18 protein-coding genes are annotated in these 20,270 nt (G+C 71.3%); 8 read left to right on the top strand and 10 right to left on the bottom strand.

The features are described 5' to 3' along the window. The first annotated feature begins 98 nt into the window (after positions 1 to 98). Positions 99 to 4,811, top strand: coding sequence for an FtsK/SpoIIIE domain-containing protein (locus ACIBKX_RS13615; protein WP_363276811.1), 4,713 nt, complete (start codon positions 99 to 101; stop codon positions 4,809 to 4,811). A 115-nt stretch (positions 4,812 to 4,926) separates the two neighbouring features. Here ACIBKX_RS13615 and ACIBKX_RS13620 read toward each other — a convergent pair whose 3' ends face one another. After that, positions 4,927 to 6,585, bottom strand: coding sequence for a serine/threonine-protein kinase (locus tag ACIBKX_RS13620; protein ID WP_363276810.1), 1,659 nt, complete (start codon positions 6,583 to 6,585; stop codon positions 4,927 to 4,929). A gap of 118 nt (positions 6,586 to 6,703) precedes the next feature. Beyond that, complete coding sequence (locus ACIBKX_RS13625; protein WP_399375787.1) at positions 6,704 to 7,561, bottom strand: menaquinone biosynthetic enzyme MqnA/MqnD family protein; 858 nt, start codon at positions 7,559 to 7,561, stop codon at positions 6,704 to 6,706. Positions 7,562 to 7,920: 359 nt separating this feature from the next. Here ACIBKX_RS13625 and ACIBKX_RS13630 point away from each other — a divergent pair, with 359 nt between their 5' ends. After that, positions 7,921 to 8,124 carry a cold-shock protein gene (locus ACIBKX_RS13630; RefSeq protein WP_006138897.1) on the top strand — a complete coding sequence of 68 codons (204 nt, stop codon included), beginning with the start codon at positions 7,921 to 7,923 and terminating at the stop codon, positions 8,122 to 8,124. 136 nt (positions 8,125 to 8,260) lie between these two features. On the opposite strand, the gene ACIBKX_RS13635 is transcribed toward ACIBKX_RS13630, so the two are convergent. Genes ACIBKX_RS13635 through ACIBKX_RS13660 form a run of 6 tightly spaced genes read right to left on the bottom strand, consistent with a single transcriptional unit; the run spans position 8,261 to position 14,708 of the window. After that, a complete protein-coding gene (locus ACIBKX_RS13635) occupies positions 8,261 to 9,124 on the bottom strand; it encodes an ABC transporter ATP-binding protein (protein WP_363276809.1) in 864 nt (287 codons plus the stop codon). After that, positions 9,124 to 10,062, bottom strand: a complete 939-nt coding sequence (locus tag ACIBKX_RS13640; protein WP_363276808.1) for an ABC transporter ATP-binding protein — start codon at positions 10,060 to 10,062, stop codon at positions 9,124 to 9,126. Before ACIBKX_RS13640 ends, ACIBKX_RS13635 begins: the two co-directional genes overlap by 1 nt. A gap of 1 nt (position 10,063) precedes the next feature. After that, the gene (locus ACIBKX_RS13645) at positions 10,064 to 10,846 is read right to left on the bottom strand and encodes an ABC transporter permease (protein ID WP_399375788.1); all 783 of its coding nucleotides are present in this window, start codon (positions 10,844 to 10,846) and stop codon (positions 10,064 to 10,066) included. A 59-nt stretch (positions 10,847 to 10,905) separates the two neighbouring features. Then, complete coding sequence (locus ACIBKX_RS13650) at positions 10,906 to 11,856, bottom strand: ABC transporter permease (RefSeq protein WP_363276851.1); 951 nt, start codon at positions 11,854 to 11,856, stop codon at positions 10,906 to 10,908. Positions 11,857 to 11,868: 12 nt separating this feature from the next. Next, entirely contained in the window at positions 11,869 to 13,521 is a 1,653-nt protein-coding gene (locus tag ACIBKX_RS13655) for an ABC transporter substrate-binding protein (protein ID WP_363276806.1), read from the bottom strand. Beyond that, the gene (locus tag ACIBKX_RS13660) at positions 13,518 to 14,708 is read right to left on the bottom strand and encodes a C45 family peptidase (RefSeq protein WP_363276805.1); all 1,191 of its coding nucleotides are present in this window, start codon (positions 14,706 to 14,708) and stop codon (positions 13,518 to 13,520) included. Before ACIBKX_RS13660 ends, ACIBKX_RS13655 begins: the two co-directional genes overlap by 4 nt. Positions 14,709 to 14,817: 109 nt before the next feature. Here ACIBKX_RS13660 and ACIBKX_RS13665 point away from each other — a divergent pair, with 109 nt between their 5' ends. After that, positions 14,818 to 15,774, top strand: a complete 957-nt coding sequence (locus ACIBKX_RS13665) for a MurR/RpiR family transcriptional regulator (protein WP_363276804.1) — start codon at positions 14,818 to 14,820, stop codon at positions 15,772 to 15,774. 52 nt (positions 15,775 to 15,826) lie between these two features. Here ACIBKX_RS13665 and ACIBKX_RS13670 read toward each other — a convergent pair whose 3' ends face one another. Then, on the bottom strand, positions 15,827 to 16,411 hold the full coding sequence (locus tag ACIBKX_RS13670; protein ID WP_363276803.1) for an XRE family transcriptional regulator: 585 nt from the start codon (positions 16,409 to 16,411) through the stop codon (positions 15,827 to 15,829). Between the two features lie 168 nt (positions 16,412 to 16,579). On the opposite strand from ACIBKX_RS13670, the gene ACIBKX_RS13675 reads away from it, so the two are divergent. The 5 genes from ACIBKX_RS13675 to ACIBKX_RS13695 all read left to right on the top strand — a co-directional run bounded on the left by ACIBKX_RS13675 (position 16,580) and on the right by ACIBKX_RS13695 (position 19,262). Next, positions 16,580 to 17,392: an AzlC family ABC transporter permease gene (locus ACIBKX_RS13675; RefSeq protein WP_363276802.1), complete on the top strand. Its 813-nt coding sequence runs from the start codon at positions 16,580 to 16,582 to the stop codon at positions 17,390 to 17,392. Then, entirely contained in the window at positions 17,389 to 17,703 is a 315-nt protein-coding gene (locus tag ACIBKX_RS13680; protein WP_363276801.1) for an AzlD domain-containing protein, read from the top strand. Before ACIBKX_RS13675 ends, ACIBKX_RS13680 begins: the two co-directional genes overlap by 4 nt. Before the next feature lie 171 nt (positions 17,704 to 17,874). Continuing rightward, on the top strand, positions 17,875 to 18,423 hold the full coding sequence (locus tag ACIBKX_RS13685; protein WP_363276800.1) for a hypothetical protein: 549 nt from the start codon (positions 17,875 to 17,877) through the stop codon (positions 18,421 to 18,423). 33 nt (positions 18,424 to 18,456) lie between these two features. Continuing rightward, a complete protein-coding gene (locus ACIBKX_RS13690) occupies positions 18,457 to 18,828 on the top strand; it encodes a hypothetical protein (protein ID WP_363276799.1) in 372 nt (123 codons plus the stop codon). A 161-nt stretch (positions 18,829 to 18,989) separates the two neighbouring features. Continuing rightward, positions 18,990 to 19,262 carry a DUF1876 domain-containing protein gene (locus ACIBKX_RS13695; protein ID WP_363276798.1) on the top strand — a complete coding sequence of 91 codons (273 nt, stop codon included), beginning with the start codon at positions 18,990 to 18,992 and terminating at the stop codon, positions 19,260 to 19,262. Between the two features lie 62 nt (positions 19,263 to 19,324). Here ACIBKX_RS13695 and ACIBKX_RS13700 read toward each other — a convergent pair whose 3' ends face one another. After that, positions 19,325 to 19,612: a hypothetical protein gene (locus tag ACIBKX_RS13700; RefSeq protein ID WP_363276797.1), complete on the bottom strand. Its 288-nt coding sequence runs from the start codon at positions 19,610 to 19,612 to the stop codon at positions 19,325 to 19,327. Positions 19,613 to 20,270: the final 658 nt, after the last annotated feature.

Here is a 20,270-nt window from a genome sequence, read left to right on the forward strand (position 1 = left end):
CTGCGGTAAGGGTGGAGCGGCTATCGTCACAGGCACTGTGGACCAGCCCTGTGACCACTTCCACAAGCGGTCAAAAGGGGCTTAACGGGAGGACGATCGTGCGCCTGACTCTGACCGTCGTCGATCCGCTCGGCGGCGCCAACGCCGACGTCGTGCTCGACGCCGATCCTGAGTCCTCCGTCGGGGACATCGCCAAGGAGCTGGCCGAACAGGTCGGGTACGGCGGCGGTGACGCCCAGATCATCCCGATCGGCGGCCATCAACTCCAGCCCGGCGGCGGCCAGGGCGGGGCACCGGTCGTCTTCGTGGACGGCTACCCCATCGACGCCTCCGCGACCATCGGCACCTCCGCACTGCGCGAGGGCGCCGTCGTCAGCCTGCACGACCCCGCGGGCTGCCTGCCCGGCGAACCCACCGGCCTGGTCGAACTGCGCATCGCGGGCGGACCCGCGGCCGGCGCCGTGCACCGGCTCGGGATCGGGCGCTACGACATCGGCAGCGGCCCCGCCTCGTACATCCGCATCGACGACCCGGAACTGCCCGCCCGAGCCCTCACGTTGTCAGTTGCAACCGATGGAACCTGCCAAGTCGCCGTACATGGGGACATAGACGGCGTGACCCTCGACGGCAAGAACTTCGGCGAGGCCGACGAGGACATAAAGAGCGAGCAGCAGAGCGAGACGGGCGACGGCTCGGAGAAGAAGAAAAAGAAGCGCGACAAGAGCAACAAGCCGGACGCCGAAGGCAAGAAACGGGACAAGGGGGAATGGCCGCTCGGCGCGCAGATCGCCGTCGGCAACACCCTTCTCGAACTCGACCGTTATGCCCCGCCGAACGCCGCGCTCAAATGGTCCGAGGACGGCGCGGGACTCGACTACAACCGCCCGCCGCGACTGCGCCCGCCCGAGCGCCAGACGAAATTCCGGCTGCCCAGTCCGGTACGTGATTTCGAGGCGCGCCCACTGCCCTGGCTGATGGCGCTCACACCGCTCGTCGGTGCTCTCGTATCAGTGATGATCTTCCAGCGCTGGTACTACCTGATCATGGCGCTGCTGAGCCCGCTCATCCTTTTCGGAAACTACTTCATGGACAAGAAGCATGGGCGCAAATCCCATGCCAAGCAGGTCAAGGAGTACAACGAACACAAGGAGCGGATCGAGAAGGACGCGCAGGAAGCCCTCGTCGCCGAACGGCTGGACAAACGGCAGGCCATCCTCAGCCCCGCCGGCATCCTCTCCCTCAGCACCGGACCGCGTACCCGGCTGTGGGAGCGGCGGCGCACCGACTCGGACCATCTGCTGATCCGCGTCGGCACCGGACGGCTCGACTCCGAGGTCGTCCTCGACGACCCCGAGCAGGACGACCACAAGCGCGAGGTCACCTGGAAGATCGAGGACGCGCCCGTCGCCCTCTCGCTGCGCGACCTCGGCGTGATCGGCATGGCGGGACCCGGCGACTCCGCGCAGGCGCTCGGCCGCTGGGCCGTCGCGCAGTCCGCGGTGCTGCACAGCCCGCTGGACGTCCAGTTCTACGTACTGACGGAGAACTCCGCGCGGACCACCTGGGACTGGACGCGCTGGCTGCCGCACGCGCGGCCGTCCGGCTCCCAGGACGTGAACGTACTGATCGGCACCGACGCCGAGACCGTCGGCTCCCGCATCGGTGAGCTGACCCAGATCCTCGCCGCCCGCCAGAAGGCGGCCAAGGAGAACAACCGCGGCGGCGCGACCTCGTTCGGCGACCCCGACATCGTCGTGGTGTGGGACGGTTCGCGACGGCTGCGGTCCATGCCCGGCGTGGTGAAGCTGCTGCGCGAGGGCCCCGCCGTCTCCATGTACGCGCTCTGCCTCGACGACGAGGAGCGGTTCCTGCCCGGCGAGTGCCAGGCCATCGTGATCGCCGAGCCCAAGCCCGAGGAGATCGCCCTGCCGGGCCGGACCGCTTCGACGCCGGCGAGCGGCGAGAACCCCGCCCCGGACGCCCCCGGCGGCTTCCCCTCCTTCCAGGCCTGGCACACCAACGCGGCCGACGACGCCGACCAGAACGCCGAGAAGCCCCTCGAACTGCGGCTGCGCGTCGAGAAGACCGACGCCGCCCGCATCCGCGACGTACGCCCCGACTTCGTCTCCCCCGCCTGGTGCGGACGGCTCTCCCGCGCGCTCTCCCCGCTGCGGGACATCAGCGGCGAGACCGAGGACTCCGCGCTGCCGGGCGCGAGCCGGCTGCTCGACGTGCTCCAGCTGGAGCCGCCGACGGCCGACGCGATCACCGCCCGCTGGCAGCTGGGCGGTCAGTCGACGATGGCCGTCATCGGTGAGTCGTACGACGGTCCCTTCGGCATCGACATGCGGCGCGACGGGCCGCACGGCCTGATCGCCGGTACCACCGGTTCCGGTAAGTCGGAGCTGCTGCAGACGATCGTGGCGGCCCTCGCGGTGGCCAACACCCCCGAGAACATGACGTTCGTGCTCGTCGACTACAAGGGTGGCTCCGCCTTCAAGGACTGTGTGAAGCTGCCGCACACCGTCGGCATGGTCACCGACCTCGACGCACACCTCGTCGAGCGCGCCCTGGAGTCCCTCGGCGCCGAGCTGAAGCGCCGCGAGCACATCCTCGCCGCCGCCGACGCCAAGGACATCGAGGACTACCAGGACCTGGTGCGCCGCGATCCCTCGCACGCGCCCGTGCCCCGACTCCTCATCGTCATCGACGAGTTCGCCTCCATGGTGCGCGACCTGCCCGACTTCGTGACGGGCCTGGTCAACATCGCCCAGCGAGGCCGTTCGCTCGGCATCCACCTGCTGCTCGCCACGCAGCGTCCCTCCGGTGTCGTCTCCCCCGAGATCCGCGCCAACACCAACCTCCGTATCGCGCTGCGTGTGACGGACGGGGCCGAGTCCGCCGACGTCATCGACGACCCGGCGGCAGGACACATCGCCAAGAGCACCCCCGGACGCGCCTACGTACGCCTCGGTCACGCCTCCCTCGTCCCCTTCCAGTCGGGGCGTGTCGGTGGCCGCAGGCCCGGCGCCACCGACCCGGCGCTGCTCGCGCCCTGGGCGGGCTCGCTCGGCTGGGAGGACCTGGGCCGTGCCGCGCTGGTCAAGCCCAAGGCCGAGGCGCGGCAGGAGGAGGAGATCACCGACCTCAAGGTCCTCGTCGACGCCGTGCGCGACGCCAACACCACGATGGGCATCCCCGCCCAGCACAGCCCGTGGCTGCCGGCGCTCTCCGAGACGCTGCAACTGGACGAGATCCCGGTGCCGGCGGCAGGCGACAAGCCGGGCGCGCTCGCACCCGCGCCGTTCGGCCTGGAGGACATCCCCTCCGACCAGGCGCGCCGCGCGGTCGCGGTGGACTTCGCGTCGTTCGGGCATCTGCTCATCGGCGGCGCCCCGCGCAGCGGTCGCTCGCAGATCCTGCGGACGATCGCGGGCTCCATCGCCCGCACGCACTCGTCCGCCGACGTGCACCTCTACGGCATCGACTGCGGCAACGGCGCACTCAACGCGCTGGCCCGGCTTCCGCACTGCGGTGCGGTCGTCGCCCGTAACCAGACCGAGCGCGCGGTGCGGCTCATCACCCGCCTCAAGGGTGAAGTGACGCGCCGCCAGGACCTGTTGGCCGACAAGGGCTTCGCCGACATCGGCGAGCAGCGGGCGGCGGTCCCGGAGGAGGAGCGGCTCGCGCACATCGTCGTCCTCCTCGACCGGTGGGAGGGCTGGCTGCCGACCCTCGGCGAGTACGACCACGGAGAGCTGACGGACGAGCTCCAGGCGATGATGCGCGAGGGCGCCAGCGTCGGCATCCACCTGATCATCGCCGGTGACCGGCAGGTCCTCATCGGCCGCATGGCCTCGCTCACCGAGGACAAGTACGGTCTGCGGCTCGCCGACCGCTCCGACTTCTCGCTGCTCGGCATGAACGCGCGCAAGGTGCCGGAGGAGATTCCGCCGGGCCGCGGCTTCAAGAACGAGCACGGCACGGAGACGCAGTTCGCGCTGCTCGCCGAGGACGCGACGGGCCAGGGCCAGGCGGCGGCGCTCACCGCGATCGGCGAGGCGGCGGCGGCCCGCGACGCGGATGTCCCGCGTTCCCGCAAGCCGTTCCGTGTCGACAGCCTCCCGAGCCGGATCGGCTTCGCCGACGCCTGGGAGATGCGGGACCCCGAGGCGTCCCGCTCCAAGCTGTGGGCGCTCGTGGGCATCGGCGGCGACGACATCATGGGCTTCGGTCCCGACCTCGCGCAGGGCGTTCCCACGTTCGTCGTGGCCGGCCCCGCCAAGTCGGGCCGCAGTACGACCCTGATGAACATCGCCCGCTCGTACCTGACTCAGGGCGTACGACTGGTCATCGCGGCCCCGCGCCCCTCGCCCCTGCGCGAACTGGACGGCCAGGAAGGCGTGTTGAAGGTCTTCACGGACGACGACATCGAGAGCGACGACTTCAAGGAGGTCGTGGAGTCGGCGACCCCGGAGGACCCGATCATCTGGATCGTCGACGACGGCGAGGTCCTGGAGGACTGCGACGCGGAACGCGAGTTCAAGCGACTCGTGCAGCGGGGCAGCGAGCGGGGCCTCGGCCTGGTCATCGGCGGCGACGAGGAGGAGGTCTGCGGCGGCTTCTCCGGCTGGCAGGTCGAGGCGAAGAAGGGCCGCAGGGGAATCCTCCTGTCCCCCCAGGACTCCTCCAGCGGCGAACTGATCGGCATCCGCACGACCCGAAGCATGGTGGGCGGACCCATCGCCCCGGGCAAGGGTCTGCTGTACGTCGGCAGCGGGGAGCCGGTGACGGTGACGACGCCGATGTGAGGCGATGCGGGGGCGGCCCACACGCCCTCGCCTCCGCTGTGCCCACCCGTTCCGCAGGGCGGAACGGGTGGGCACAGCCCTCAGCGCCGGTGAGCGATTCCACGGGGCCGAGGGGCTAGTCGACCCGGGACATCCGAGCCTCCGGGTTACCGGACTTCTCGTTCTCCGAGAGGTAACGCAGGTCATCGCCCGCCGGGCGGAGCCGCACCGTATGGGAGTTCTTGGTGCACTGCGCCGCACTGGACGCCTGCCCCTTGCCCGTGGCCACGACCTCCTTCGCGGACGCCGACTTCAGCACCAGATCCACCTTGCAGATCCCGCCCAGCTGATCCGTCTGCGTCATGACGGCAAACCGCTTGCCCACCTTCGCCTGCTCGACGTCCAGCCGGAACGTCCCCATCGGCACCGCCCCGTTGGCCGCCACCGCCTGCCCCTCCCACGTACCGATGTACGCCTTCGGGACGGCCCCCTTGCCCGGCGCCGCGCTCTCCGTGGCGGCCGGCGGCTGCTGGCTTCCCGCGTCGCTGCTCGCCCCTCCGTCGCCGCCCGGAAGCAGGTCGAAGACGAAGACCGAGCCGATCGTCACCGCGGCCAGCGCCGCCGCCACGCCCAGGACCAGCGTGCAACTCACCTTGCGGCCACCCCCGCCGGGGCCGCCGGGGTCCGACGTCGCCGCCACGGACACCGTCACCCTGCCCGGCTTCGGCGCGGGCGGCTGCGGTGCGGACGGCGGCTGCTGCTGCGGTGCCACGCTCGGCGGCTCCGGAAGAACCGCGTACGAAGGATCCGGCGGCCCGAAGACCCCGCCGGCCGCCCCCACCGCCACCGAACTCTCGAACGGCACAGGCCCCGACTTCTGCTCCGGCACCCCCGCCCCGTCCGTGTCCAGGTCGAGCAGCCGCACCGCACTCCTGCTGACCCGCTCCACCAGCGGCCCCGGCAGCCAGCCCGCCGCCACCAGCCCGTCCGCACCCGAGGGCGCGAGGCGCCGCGCGATCTCCGCGGGAGCGGGGCGCGAACCCGGCTCCTTGGACAGGCACTCACGGGCGACCGCGAGCAAGTCGCCGTCAAGGCCGCCCAGTTCCGGTTCCTCGTGTACGACCTTGTAGAGGAGGGACGCCGATGAGTCGCCCGGGAAAGGGGCGGCGCCCGTCGCGGCGTACACAAGGACGGCTCCCAGGGAGAACACGTCCGCCGCGCCCGTGACGCCCTTGCCCAGGATCTGCTCCGGCGACATATAGCCGGGCGAGCCGATCGAGACGCCGGTCGAGGTGAGGGACGCCGTGCCGTCCGTCGCCCGCGCGATGCCGAAGTCGATCAGACGCGGTCCGTCCATCGTGAGCAGGACGTTCGACGGCTTCACGTCGCGGTGGACAAGACCGAGGCCGTGTACGTGCGTCAGCGCCTCGGCCAGGCCCGCCACCAGCACGCGTACGGAGTGGGCGGGCAGCGGAGAGAGGTCGCGTACCGCATCCGCCAGCGAAGGCCCGGCCGCATACCCCGTGGCCACCCACGGAACGGCCGCCTCCGGATCGGCGTCCAGGACCGGCGCCGTCCAGTCGCCGCCCACCCGCCGCGCCGCCTCCACCTCACGCCGGAAGCGCGCGCGGAACTCCTCGTCGAGCGCGAAGTGCGGATGGACGACCTTCACCGCGACCGTACGGCCGCCCGAACTGCGCCCCAGATAGACCCGGCCCATACCGCCCGAGCCGAGGCGGCCCAGCAGCCGGTAGGGCCCGATGACGGTCGGCTCGTCGGGATCGAGCGGGTGCATGACGAAAGCCTCCCCCAGACGCACCGCACGCACGCGGCCACCGGGCCGCGGACATTGTCTGCGGCTCAGGGTAGTCCGCGTCCGGCCCGCGGGCGGGAGCGCGCCTGCCGCCCCCCCTCTATTGGGGAGCCAGCAGCTCCACCTGGACGTCCGCCGGGAAGCCCGTCGTCTCCCCGACCCGGCGCGCGAACTCCGCCACGCCCTTCAACTGGTCGCCGCCGAACCGGAAGTCCAGCGTCGTGAAGTACTGCTCCAGGACCGCCGCGTCGAAGGCCTCCCAGCGCGCCGCCTGCTCGGCGACCTTGCCGACCTCCTCCAGGGAGAGATCCCGCGAGGCCAGGAACGCCTTGTGCACCTCGCGCACCACGGCCGGCTCGCGCGCCGCGTAGTCCTTCCGGGCCGCCCAGACCGCGAAGACGAACGGCAGCCCCGTCCAGTCCTTCCACATCTGACCGAGGTCGTACACGTCCAGACCGAGCCGCGGCCCGTCGATCAGGTTCGCCCGCAGCGCCGCGTCCCCGATGAGCACGGCGGCGTCCGCCTCCTGCATCATCAGGCCGAGGTCGGGCGGACACGTGTAGTAGTCGGGGCGTACGCCGTAGCGCTCGGCCAGCAGCAGCTGCGCCAGGCGCACGGACGTGCGCGAGGTCGAGCCGAGCGCGACGCGGGCGCCGTCCAGCTGGTCGAGCGGCACCTGCGAGACGATCACGCAGGACATCACGGGGCCGTCGCAGCCGACCGCGAGATCGGGGAAGGCGACCAGGTCGTCGGCGTTCCGCAGGAACTCGACGAGGGTGACGGGCGCGATGTCCAGATCGCCCCGCACCAGCTGCTCGCTGAGCTTTTCCGGGGTGTCCTTCGTCAGCTCGAAGTCGAGGAGCGTTCCGGTCCGCGCGAGCCCCCAGTACAGGGGCATGCAGTTCAGGAACTGGATGTGGCCGACGCGCGGCCGGGGCGTGCGGCGGGGGCTGGGCAGCTGATCGGCGCCCGCCCCCGCGAGGGTGTCAACGGGAGAATTGTCCACATCGGGGAGGCTAGCCCCCTTGCTGTACGGTGCAGGAAGCGGGGCCCGAACGCGCCCTTGTCAACCCCTTCGGACCCGGTCCGTCAACCCCTCTGGGGGGTCCGTCAAACCTCCGGGTGACGTGATCTTGCCCCCTATTGCTTTCGGCTGCCTGCGTGCTAAGCTCGCCGCAAGTTGCAGTTTGGTTTCCCTTGCAGTACAGAGCCTGCGGAGCATGTGACCCGCGGGCTCTCGTCGTTTTCAGACTTATGCAGTTGTTTCAACAATCGCAGGTTCTGGAGCAGGGCAACCCTTTGGCCCAAGGAGGGCTTATGGCTACCGGAACCGTGAAGTGGTTCAACGCCGAAAAGGGCTTTGGATTCATCGCCCAGGAAGGCGGAGGCCCCGACGTCTTCGTCCACTACTCCGCGATCAACGCGAACGGCTTCCGCTCCCTTGAGGAGAACCAGGCCGTGAGCTTCGACGTCACGCAGGGCCCGAAGGGTCCGCAGGCGGAGAACGTCACCCCCATGTAATGGGGCGCCCCATGTGAATGGGGCGTGTGACAGTTCCGGTGACTTGATCCGGACATGGATAGCAGTACCCAAGGGGCCCTGCCTCATCGCGCGAGCGATGTAGGCGGGGCCCCTGCCTTTTTCTGGCGGGGCGCCTTTAGCGGTGGGAGTGCGTTTCCTTCTGCGGGTGCGTTGTGCTTGCTCGCGCAGTCCCCCGCGCCCCTTCGGGGCCCGACAACACGTCCTTCGGGTTCCAGCCCTCCCTGGGCACCGACGCCAGGAGGCGGCGGGTGTACGGAGCCTCCGGTGAGGTGAGGACCTGCGGGGTCGGGCCCTGTTCGACGGCCCTGCCCCTGCACATCACCACCACCTCGTCCGTGATGTGCTGGACCACCGCCAGGTCATGGCTGACGAAGACCAGCGCCACGCCCGTGTCCCGACGGATCTCCGCGAGCAGCTGGAGGATCTGGGCCTGGATCGACACGTCCAGTGCCGCCACCGCCTCGTCGAGGACCAGGACCCTCGGGTCCACCGCCAGCGCCCGCGCGATCGCCAGGCGCTGACGCTGGCCGCCGGAGAGTTCGCGGGGGCGGGCGGCGGCCTCCCTCGTGCCCAGGCCCACCTGGTCGAGGAGGGCGGACGCCTGCGTCTCGTCCCTGCCGTGCAGGGTCAGTGCCGTACGGAGGCACTGGGCGGAGGTCAGCCGGGGGTCCAGGGAGAGGTACGGGTCCTGGAAGACCATCTGGATCTCCCTCGCCCTGGAGAGACGGGCCTCCCTGCGGCGCGGGGTGCGGGGGTCCCGGAGCCGTCCTTCCACCTTCACCGTGCCGGTGTCCTGGCGGACCAGGCCCACCAGCATGCGGGCCACGGTCGTCTTGCCCGAGCCGGATTCCCCGACGATGCCGATGGAGCCTCCGGCCGGCACCGTGAACGTCACGTTCTCCGCCGCCTGGTGGCTGCCGCCGCCCGGCAGGGGGTAGCACTTGCTGAGGCCGGACACTTCCAGCAGTTCCGCGGGCATCAGGCGTTCACCTCGGTCGTAGTCACGGCGCAGGCGGCCGTTCCGCCCTCCGGGAGCCGGATCTGCTCCGGCCGCCACGTCTCGCACCCCTCCTCCGCGTCCCCGCACCGCGACACGAACGGGCAGCCGTCGAACGTGTCCGAGAGGGACGGGGGGCGGCCCGGGATGGGGGTCAGGGTGCGCGTCGTCTCGCCCAGGGTCGGGGAGCACGACAGCAGGCCCCGCGTATACGGGTGGGACGGGGTGCTGAACAGGGCCTCGGCGGCGCGCTGTTCGACGACCTGCCCCGCGTACATGACGTACACCCTGTCGCAGTAGGCCGCCGCCAGGTGCAGGTCATGCGTGATGAAGAGCAGGCCCAGGTCGCGGCTGGCCCGCAAGTCCCGCAGCAGGGCCAGGATCTCCGCCTGGGTCGTGACGTCCAGCGCGCTCGTCGCCTCGTCGGCGAGGAGCAGGCTCGGTTCCGCCGCCAGCGCACCCGCGATCACGACGCGTTGCAGCATTCCGCCGGAGAGTTCGTGCGGGCGCTGGCGTACCCGGCGGGACGGCTCCGACAGGCCCACCGTGGCCAGGAGTTCCACCGCGCGCTCGCGCGAGGCGCCCCTCTCGACGAGGAAGTCGCCGATCCTGCGGACCGGGTTCAGCGCGGCCCGCGGGTCCTGGTGGACCATCGCGACCGTGCGCGCCCGGTGGCCGCGCAGGGCCTCGCCGGTGAGGGCGAGGACATCCGTGCCGTTCACGTGCACGGAACCCGATGTGACCGCGCCCGGAGGCAGCAGCCCCACCGCCGCCTTCGCCGTGGTCGACTTGCCCGAGCCCGACTCGCCCACCAGGCCCACGACTTCGCCGGGCTCGACGGTGAGCGACACCGAGTCGAGCAGCGGGCGGGCGGCGCCCGGGACGCGCAGGGTCAGGTCTTCGATCTCAAGCAGCGTCATCTCACTGCCTCCCTAGCCGGTCGGCGGCCCAGACCCCGACCACGTTGAAGGACACGACGACCAGCGCGATGGCCGTGCCGGGGACGAGGGCCGGCAGGAGCGCGCCCTGGACCACCGCGGCCTGGCCCTCCTGCACCATCAGGCCCCAGTCGGAGGACGGGGGTTGGGCCCCGAAGCCGAGGTAGGAGAGGGTCGCCAGGGACATCAGCGCCTCGCCGAAGAGGACGACCAGGTAGCCGAGGATCGCCCGGCCCAGGTTCGGGACCAGGTGCGCCACGCAGATCCGGGCGCCGCCCATGCCCTGCACCCGGTAGGCGTCGACGTACGGCTTGCGGGCCTCCGAGAGGGCGAGCGAGCGTACGTACTTGGCGATGGTCGGGGTGAAGGCGAGGCCCAGGGCCAGGACCGACGTCGTCATGCCCGCGCCGAACACCGCGATGATCAGGACCGTGAACAGCAGGCCGGGGAACGCGTACATGACGTCCGTCAGACGGGAGACGAGCGCGTCCACCCAGCCGCCGCGCCACGCCGCGAGCACCCCGAGGGTGACGCCGAGGACCGCCGCCACCGCCAGGAGCAGGATCGGGGCGATCAGGCTGGTGCGGGCCCCGTACAGCGCGCGGGACAGCAGGTCCTGGCCCGAGGAGTCCGTGCCGAGGAGGTGGTCCCCGGAGGTGCCGACCAGGGATGCGGAGAGGTCGATGGCGTCCGGCGCGTAGGGGGCGAGGAGCGGTGCGAACACCGCCGCCAGGACGACGAGGCCGAGCAGCCCGGCGGCCACCATCACGCCGACGGGGCGCCTTCGGCGTACGACCAAGGGCGTGAGCCCCACTGCGGCAGCCATCAGGCCCTCGCCTCCTTGACGCGCGGGTCGAGCAGCGGGTGGACCACGTCCACCAGCGTCGTCACCACGATGTAGCCGGTGACCATGAGCAGCAGGACCGCCTGCGCCACCGGGAAGTCGTGCGTATTGATCGCGCCCACGAGCAGCGAGCCGATGCCGCTGATGCCGAAGGCCGTCTCGACCACGACCGTGCCCGCCAGCATTCCGGCCATGACGAGGCCGCACATGGTGATGATCGGGCCGAGCGCGTTGCGCAGGACGTGCCGGCGGATGATGTCGCGCTCGGGTACGCCCGATGCCCGCGCCGCCTCGACATGGTCGGACGCCGCCGCGTCCGCCATCGCCTGCCGGGTGACCCGGCTGATGATGGCGAGCGCCCCGAGCGCCAACGACAGGGCGGGCAGGGTCAGATGGTGGAGCGTGCCGGTGAATCCCTCGCCCGATCCCGTCACCGGGAACCAGCCCAGCTGTACGCCGAAGAGCGAGACGAGCGCGATCGCGGCCACGAACGACGGGACCGAGGCGGCGAGCGTCGTGCCGCCCACCACCGCCGAGTCGACCCACGTGGAGCGCTTGACCGCCGCGAGGATGCCCGCGCCGACACCGAGCACCACGAACAAAACCGTGGCGTACAGGACCAGTTGGAGGGTGGTCGGGAAGCGCGACGTGATCAGGTCGGCGACCTCGTCGCTGTACTTGAAGGAGCGGCCCAGGTCGAAGTGGACGCAGTCCCACAGCCAGCGGCCGTACTGGACGACCAGCGGCTCGTCCAGGTGGTACTGCGAGCGGACCTGCGCGAGCCGCTCCGGGGTGAGCTTGTCGCGGCCGCCCGCCAGGAACACCGCGGGGTCGCCCGGTGCCGCGTACACGGCGGCGAAGATGACGAACGAGGCGGCGAAGAGTGTGGCGAGCAGGCCCGCGAGGCGCCGCAGGAGTCGGGACACAAGCATGGTGCGGCTCACCTAGCCCTTCTTCGCGCCCAGTCGGGCCGCCCACGGGTAGTAGAGGTAGGCCTGCGAGGCGGGCGGTCCCGTCAGCCTGTCGTCGATGACGAGGGCGGTGGGCACCTGGGCGACGGGGATCCAGACGCCCGCGTCCACGAAGCGCTTCTGTACGTCGATCGCGAGCGCCGCCCGCTTCGTGTCGTCCAGCGTGCTGAGCGCCTCGCGCACCTTCTTGTCGTACGCGGCGTCCTTGAAGCCGACCCAGTTGTTGGAGGAGTCGGAGAGGCCGTTGTCGTAGAAGCCCATGGGGTCGGCCTTGGAGATGTACCAGTCGCCGACGAGTACGTCGATGTCGGCGCGGGCGGCCGGATCGCTGTAGAACTCCTCGAACTGGGCGGTCGGGACGGTCTTGATCTGCCCCTTGAGACCGACGCGCTGGAGCGCGGAGCGGACGGCGTTGGCGACGACGGTGCGGCCCTGGCTGCTGTCGGTGCCGATGACGATGGGGTCGCCCGGGGCGCCCGCCTCCTTGACCAGCTCCTTGGCCTTCGCCAGGTCGGCGGCGGAGGGGGTCGCGGGCGCGGTTGCCGCCAACTCCTCCTGTGCTGCGGCGAATTCGGCCTTCTCGTACCCCCACGCTCCGGAGCCGACCGGGGTGGCCCACGGCTGGACGAGGCCGCCGTAGCCGGACTTGGCGATGCCCGACCGGTCGAGCGCGAGGGAGAGCGCCCGGCGGATCTGCGGGTCCTTCAGGCCGCCGCGTGCGGTCGGGATGAGGACGAGGGACGCGGTGGAGGGGCCGTAGTGCTGGTCGAGGCCCTTGGCCGCGCGGAGGGCGGACGCGGTGTTGGGGGATTCCGCGTACGTTCCGTCGGCTGCGCCCGTCTTCAGGGCGTTGACCAGGGCGCTGTCGGCGGCCCAGCGGAAGACGACCTGCCGGGTCAGCGGCTGCTCGCCCCAGTACTTGTCGTACGCCTCGATGGTGATGGAGTCGCCGGACTTCCAGCCCTTGAGGGTGTAGGGGCCGCTGCAGGCGTCGCCCTGTCCCGGCGTGCCGAAGTCCTTTCCGGCCGCGGTCACCTGCTCCTTGTCCCAGACGATGCCCGCGTCTCCGGCGAGCGCCTTGGTGAAGAGCGCGTCGGGGGACTTGAAGCGGACGGTGATCTCGCGGTCGCCGGTCTTCTTCATGGACTTGACGTTGCCGAACTCGTCGGCCTGCTCCATGTCCGGGTCCGCGTGCCGCTTCAGGGACCAGAGCACGTCGTCGGCGGTGAGCTTCGATCCGTCGTGGAAGGTGACGCCGTCCCGGACGGAGAGGACCAGGGTCTTGTCGTCGGGTGCCTCGGCCTTCTCGGCGAGGAAGGGCTTCGTCGTCATGTCGGGCTGGAGCTGGTAGAGCCGCTCGCAGACGTTGGTGAGGACGACGCGGCCCGCGCTTGTTCCCTGGGTGTCGAGGTCGAGCGAGTCCGGCTCGTCCTCAAGCAGCCAATTGGCCTTGTTCAGCTGCCCCTTGGCGTCCGGGGTGGTCGCGGTCAGCTTCAGCTTGGCGGCGTCGGCGGGTGCGCCGCCGGAGGCGGAGGTGTCGGCGCCGCTGCATCCGGCGACGGTGAGGAGGGTGGTGGCGGCGAGGGCCGCGACCAGGGGGCGGCTGAGGGTCCGGGCCGTCGTCATCTGCTGTCTCCGGTCTCTCGGCTCTGTCCGTTGTCTCCGTACGGGCCGTCGTAGAGGTTCCAGGGCATGTGCTGGTAGTCGCGGTCGCAGGGGGTGCCAGCGGTGACGTGGTAGTCGCCGCCGGTCAGGTCCACGCAGGAGGAGACGAGCGTGGTCCAGTGCTTGATCCCGGGCTTGCGCGGGTCGGGGTGGGTGCAGAGCGACTCGGGGTGGCCGAGGTGGTCGGACATGGCCTGCTTGATCAGCTTCCGGGACTCGTCCGGGCCGGTGGAGCCGCGCAGCGCCCTCAGCCCCTGCTCGGCGCGGGGCACACGGACGAGCGAATCCGACGACATGGGGCGGTAGTTGGCGGCGATCGCGGCCGGGACGCCCGCCTGGTAGTGGTTGCCGTGCACGAGGAGCCCGTCCGTCGGGTACATCCAGCCGTGCCCCGCGGGTGTCGTCTCCAGGTCGACGGCGAAGCCCTCGCGGCAGGTCAGCAGGGCGTTGGACGCGATGTGGGCGCGGGTGCGGCAGAGCACGTCCAGGGCGTCGGTGATGCTGTGCTGGTCGAGGACACTGCGGCGTACGACGGTCTGGGGCAGCCCGATGGCGTCGCTGAACCGTCCGCCGAGGCCGTTCGCGTTGAGGGCGATGCCCGCCGAGTTGGCGCCCTGGCGGCCGATCTGGCCCGCCTCGACCTGCATGATCAGGGTCGGGTGCGGGGGCTGGACGACGCGCAGCATGACGACGGTGTCGGCGACGCCGGCGCGCCAGTCCCAGTTCTGGCCCGCCCAGACGCGGCCGTCCCCGCTGGCGTCCCCGTACGCGGCGAAGGAGGTGCAGCCTTCGGCCGGCTCCTCGTCGCCGAGTTCCTCGTCCGTGGGCTCCTTGGCCTCCATGTCCGCGAACGAACGGTCGTAGATGACCTCGCCTCGGGCATTGAGCGCGAGGACGTCGGTGAGTCCGACGCCGGCGCCGTCGGCGATGCCGCGCATCTCCTCGACGAGGTGCGGGGCGTAGTCGCGGACCGGCCCGAGCCAGCGGGCGGCGCGGGTGGTGACCTGGGTCCAGGTGAGGCCGGACGACTGGCCGAACGCGGCCTCGTAATAGGCGAGGGCGGCGTGCAGTCGGGGGCGGACGGCTTCGCCGTACTGCCGACCGCGTTCGACCGGGGTGCCGGATATCTCGATGAGGGGCAGTGCCATTGTTCTCCTCGCGGCGGGGAGCTGTTGTAACGTTCGTTACGAGTAGCTCTCCTTTTGGAATGCGTTGCCCAGGAGAGTAACGTCCATCACACGAGAGTCAATAGCTGTAATGGAAATTTCAGAGGGCGGGACTGAGGGTGGGGCCGGGGCCGAGGCTGGGACCGGAGCCGGGGCCGAGGCGGCCGATGGTGCCGGGCTCGCGCGACTGCGGGCTGCCGTGCGCGACCAGTGGGAGAACCTCTCGGCGTCCGAGCGGGCCGTCGCGCAGTACCTGGCAAGCGCCCCCGCCGAGTCGGTGCTCTTCGCGAGCGCGCAGGAGCTGGGGGCGGCGAGCGGCACCAGCAACGCGACGGTGGTGCGGGCGCTGCAGCGGCTCGGTTACGCGGGCCTGCCCGCGCTCAAGCGCGAGCTGACGACGGACTTCACCTCGACGGTGGCGCCGGAGGTACGCCTGCGCAAGCGCATCGAGCACGTGGGCCGGAACCTGGACGACATCTGGGGCGAGGTCTTCGACGAGGCGCAGGAACGCATCGAGCACGCGCGGCGGCTGACGCCGGGCGAGGCGCTGCGGGACGCGGTGGGCTTCCTCGCGGCGGCCCCAGAGATCCACTGCTACGGCGTCGCGGCGTCCGAACTCGCCGCGCGGCACCTGGCGTTGGCCCTGGGCAGGATCGGCCGCCGGGCACGCTACTTCGGCGACACCGGCTTCACCCTCGCCGACCAGCTGCTCGCCGTACGGCAGGGCGACGCGGTGGTGATCTTCCAGCCGGGGCGCGCGCTGACGGAACTGACGGTGCTGATCGAGCGGGCGCGGGCGGTGGGGGCGCGGGTCGTGCTGGTGACGGATGAGCTGGCGGAGCGGTACGGGGCGCGGGTGGACGCGGTGCTGACGGCGCCGCACACGCCGACCGGCATCACCACGGAGGCGCTGACCGCTCTTGTCGTGGCGGACGCGTTGCTGCTGGCGCTGGCCACACTGGACGAGGCTCGGGCGGTCGACACTTCCCATCAACTGACGGCCCTGCGGGAGCAGTTGCTGGCGCCCAGGCCTCGGAAGGGGAGTTAGGCCGACTCTTCTTCCGCGGCTCTGCGGGGGGGGCTGGTCGCCCGCGGACGCGTTACACGTGCTGCATGATCAGCACGAACGTCGTCCCCGGCTCCAGCGCCTCGTAGAGGTGGGGGACGTCCCCTCGGTACGACATGTAGTCCCCCGCGGCCAGCTCCACCGTCTCTTCTCGCGGGCCCGCCAGGAGCCGCCCCGTGCTGACGACCAGGTGCTCCACCGAGCCGGGGATGTGCGCGTCGGATTCCCGCGCGGAGCCCGGCTCCATCGCGCCGTGGTAGATGTCGCGCCGTACGCCCGCCGGGCCCGGCGAGAGCAGCGTGCCCGCGTACGAGGCGCGCTCGGCGTGCATCGTCGGGCCCTGCCCGGCGCGGATCACCGTCACTTCCGGCGCGGGTGACTCCACGAGGACACTGAAGGGGACACCCAGGGCCACGGCGAGAGCCCAGAGCGTCTCGATGCCGGGGTTACCCGTGGCCGCCTCCAGCTGGGACAGCGTCGACTTCGCGATGCCGGCGCGCTTGGCCAGCTCGGAGAGGGAGAGGCCCGCCTTCGTCCGCTCGCGGCGCAGTGCGGCGGCGACCCACTCGCGGGGCAGGCCGGATCGGGCGGCGGCGGTGCCGCCCTTGCCGTCAGTCATGCCGTACCGCTCCTTCATCCATCACGGTGCCTCCGAGCCCCTGCGCCCTTGAGCCCCTGAGCCCCTGAGCCCCTGAGCCCCTGAGCCCCTGAGCCCCTGAAACGTTCACCACAGGGAACAGATCGTTCGGCTTGACGAACGCTTCCCACTCCGCCCATCCTACGACGTATGCGTTCGCCACACCGAACAGACAGCCCGCCAGAACGAACGGACGGCGGTTTCATCCGGCTCTCCCACCTGCCCCGAGGCGTCCTGCGCGACATCGCCCTCGTCTGGCTCGCCGATGCCGTCGTCGGCGTCTCCTTCGGCGCGATCGCCGTCGCGGGCGGGCTTCCCGTCTGGGTGCCGGTCCTGATGTCCCTGCTCGTGTACGCCGGCTCCGCCCAGTTCAGCGCGGTCGGCATCCTCGCGGCGGGCGGCGGCCCGGTGGCGGCCGCGGCGACCGGCCTGCTGCTCAACTCCCGTACGGCGGCCTTCAGTCTGGCCGTGGCCGACAGCCTCGGGAAGTCCTGGACCGCGAGGCTCCTCGGCGCGCACCTCATCACCGACGAGACCGCCGCCTTCGTACTCGCCCAGCCCGACCAGAAGCGCCGCAAGGCCGCGTTCTGGATATCCGGGGTCGGCCTGTTCGCCGTATGGAACGTCAGCGTCCTCGGCGGCGCGCTCGCCGGTTCCGCGATCGGCGACACGGCCCGCTTCGGGCTGGACGCCGCGTTCCCGGCGGTGCTCCTCGCGCTGGTGCTGCCCGCGCTGCGGGCCGACAGCATGACACGCAGGGCCGCCGGCGCCGGCGCGGTGATCGCCGTGGCCGCCACGCCCCTGCTGCCCGCCGGCGTACCGGTACTGCTGGCCCTGCTGGGCCTGCTGGCTGCGCGCCGGGGACTGGGCGGCCCCACCGGCGCCGGGACTCGCACCCGCACCCGCATCCGAACCAAGACCCGGACCCGCACCCGCACCCGCACCCCGAGGAGCGCCGCATGAACGCCCAACTGGCCTGCGTCCTCGCCCTCGCAGCCGGAACGTACGTCTTCCGCCTGGCGGGCCCGCTGCTGCACGGCAGGGTCGAACTCCCGCCCCGGATACAGGAGTTGCTGACCGTCGGAGCGACCGTCCTGCTGGTCGCGCTGCTCGCGACCGGCGCCCTCACCGAGGGGCACGGGGCCGCGGGCTGGGCCCGCCCCCTCGGCGTACTCGTCGGCGGCGTACTCGCCTGGCGCAAGGCTCCGTTCGCGGTCGTCGTGATCGGCGCGGCGGCGACGACCGCGCTGCTGCGACTCGCGGGAATTGCGTGACCCCTTGCAGGCAACCGGACGGTAATGCTCTGAAGATCCTCAAAAGTCTTGTCGCCCTTGAGCGTTGGGCACCAGTATCCCTCCCAAGCCCGCCGCCTCACTGCCCCTGACCAGGGCGGATCCATCCGGCGTGGGCTCATCGCGACGCGATGAACAAAAAGGGGAACACACATGTCCATATCGAGAACCGTCCTGCGCACCGCCGCGGTGTCCGTCACCGCTGCCCTCGCCCTCGCCGCCGCCGGACCCATCGCCTCCGCCACCGAGGCGGCCAACGCCCGTGCCGCCGAGCGGGAGGCCGCCGCGGGAGCACTGGTGGCCGTCACCGAGGACTCGGGCGCTCCGCAGATCGTCGAGGAGGGCCTGGAGGAGCGACTGGGGGCGCTTCCGCAGAACCCGTCGACGCAGCAGCTCGTCGAGGCGATGTACCCGGGCGACACGGCGGCCCAGTCGGCGGCCCTGGCCAAGCTGGAGCCGCAGGGCGTCCAGCTGCGCAGCGGCTGGGACACCGCGTGGAAGGTGACCAAGTGCGTGGGCGCGATCGGCGCGTTCATCGCGGGCAACGCGCTGCTCGTCACGAAGGCCACCAAGTTCGGCGGCGTGCTCAAGGGTGCGAAGCTGATCGTGCAGGCCGGTAACAAGGAGGAGCGCATCAAGCTGCTCATCGCCATCTTCGGCGAGGTCACCGGCATCTCCACCGTCGCCACCGCCTGCGGCTGAGGCGACTGGCGACACGAGAGGAGGAGGTGACCCATGGAGACCGTATTCAAGGCATCGTTCATGGTCGCCGTGGCCGCCGAGGTCGTCCTGGTGGCCGTCCTGGTCTTCCAGATCTGGCGCAAGGAACGGCACGGCGGCACCTCACCGCTGGTCTTCACCGGCGGTGACGCACTGGCCGCAGCCGCGCTGTTCGGCGGCACGATGACGCTGACGGCGCTGCTGTCCGACGGCTGGGACTACGTCTCCAGCACGGACGTCGTGCTGTACGCGGCGACCTTCGGCATCGTCACGGCGGGCTTCGCGGCGTTCCTGCGCCGGGGCGAGCGGGCACGGCCCGAGTACGGCCGCATCGCCTTCCTGCTGCCGCTCGGCTTCGGGGTACTCGCGGGGCTGGCGGGCGTCTGAGGTAGCGGGGACAGGGTGTAGGGGCGCCCACAGCCAGTGACGGCCCCTACACCACCCCCGTGTCTCCCCCCTCCCCCCTCCCCCATACCGCCCGGCCGCCCGCTGGACCGCCGCGGGCGGTCGGGCGCACTCTGGAATGAGCAGCTCCGGAGGTGATTGTGATGATGGAGACCACGGTGGGCTGGCACGTCGAGCTGGAATTCGAGGAGGACGACCACCGCACGCGCGCGGCAGCGCTGCTACGACTCCCGGACGGCAAGGAATGCCGGGCCCACGGATACGCCAGCCGCCACCCCTCGGACACGAGGCAGGCAAGGGTGGGCGAGGAGATAGCGGGAGCCCGCGCCCTGAACGAACTGGCGATGCAGTTGCTGACAAAGGCCCACGACGAGATCGACGAGGCATCGGGCAGAACATCACACCCGATCCACTAAACGAACCCGATGGCCCGACCGGGCAGCCTCCCCCCTCCCCTCCCCCCTCCCCTCCCCTTCCCCTATGGGTCGGAGTCCAGGGCGGGGTCGCGGATCCCGTCCGGTGCGTACGCCGGTGAGTCCGGGTCCAGAGGCATGTCCGACCAGTACCGGGCGCGCCGGGCGCCGGCGCGCTCGGCGTCGTTCCCAGACCTCTCGTACTCGTCGAGCGCGGCCCGCACGCGACGGCGCCCGAAGGAGTAGAGCGCCGGGGAGATGAACCAGCCACAGAAGCTGGGGTCGGGATCGTAAACGGCGGCTGCGAGGAGGGGACCGAAGAACTCCTCACCCAGCCCCGCACTCTCCCGCAACGGCCTCCGCACCTGCCCGGCAAGCCGCCGCGCCCCTGCTTGGTCCGCCCCTTCCCAGTCATCCTGGATCCCAAGCAGCCGAGCAACTTCCACGACCCGAACCCGAAACGCAACCGCATCCACCTGCCGCTGCCCACCCTCGTCCCCCACGCCAGCATTCTGAACTCGCCGGGAGGGGACGTCGAGACCGGGGCAGAGACTGCGAGTTGACGGCCACCGAAAGCGAGGGACGAGAGGTGAGGGACGAGGGGCTACCTCAACCACCCACAGCGCCCCACCCGCCCTGGGCCTCCGGATCCCCCGCACCCCCGTAGGCCGCCGCTCTACACACCGCCCCGGCGCTGCCATCCCTGGCACTCAGCCGCCCCCGGCGCCTCCCCGCCCACCCGCCCCCACTGAACGTGAACTGCCGTCCCTGGCAGGGGCGAACGCCCACCAGCGCGGGCGCAGGAACGGCTGCTTCGAGTGACCCGGCGCCTTCGATCGCGACCGGGGCCGGGGCCGGGGGCTAACGGGGAGGGGCCGGTAGGCGGTTCGGCTTTCATGCCGTCTGGGGACTAGTTGGCGCAAGGCACCGCTAGCTGGGAGAGGGCGCCGCACGACAAACCGGGTCCGCTCCGGTGGTGGTGACGGTCGTCTTGCCGTCTGCGGACTGCTT

Origin of the sequence: Streptomyces sp. NPDC050658, from assembly GCF_044457025.1 — a bacterium.
Lineage (GTDB): Bacteria > Actinomycetota > Actinomycetes > Streptomycetales > Streptomycetaceae > Streptomyces.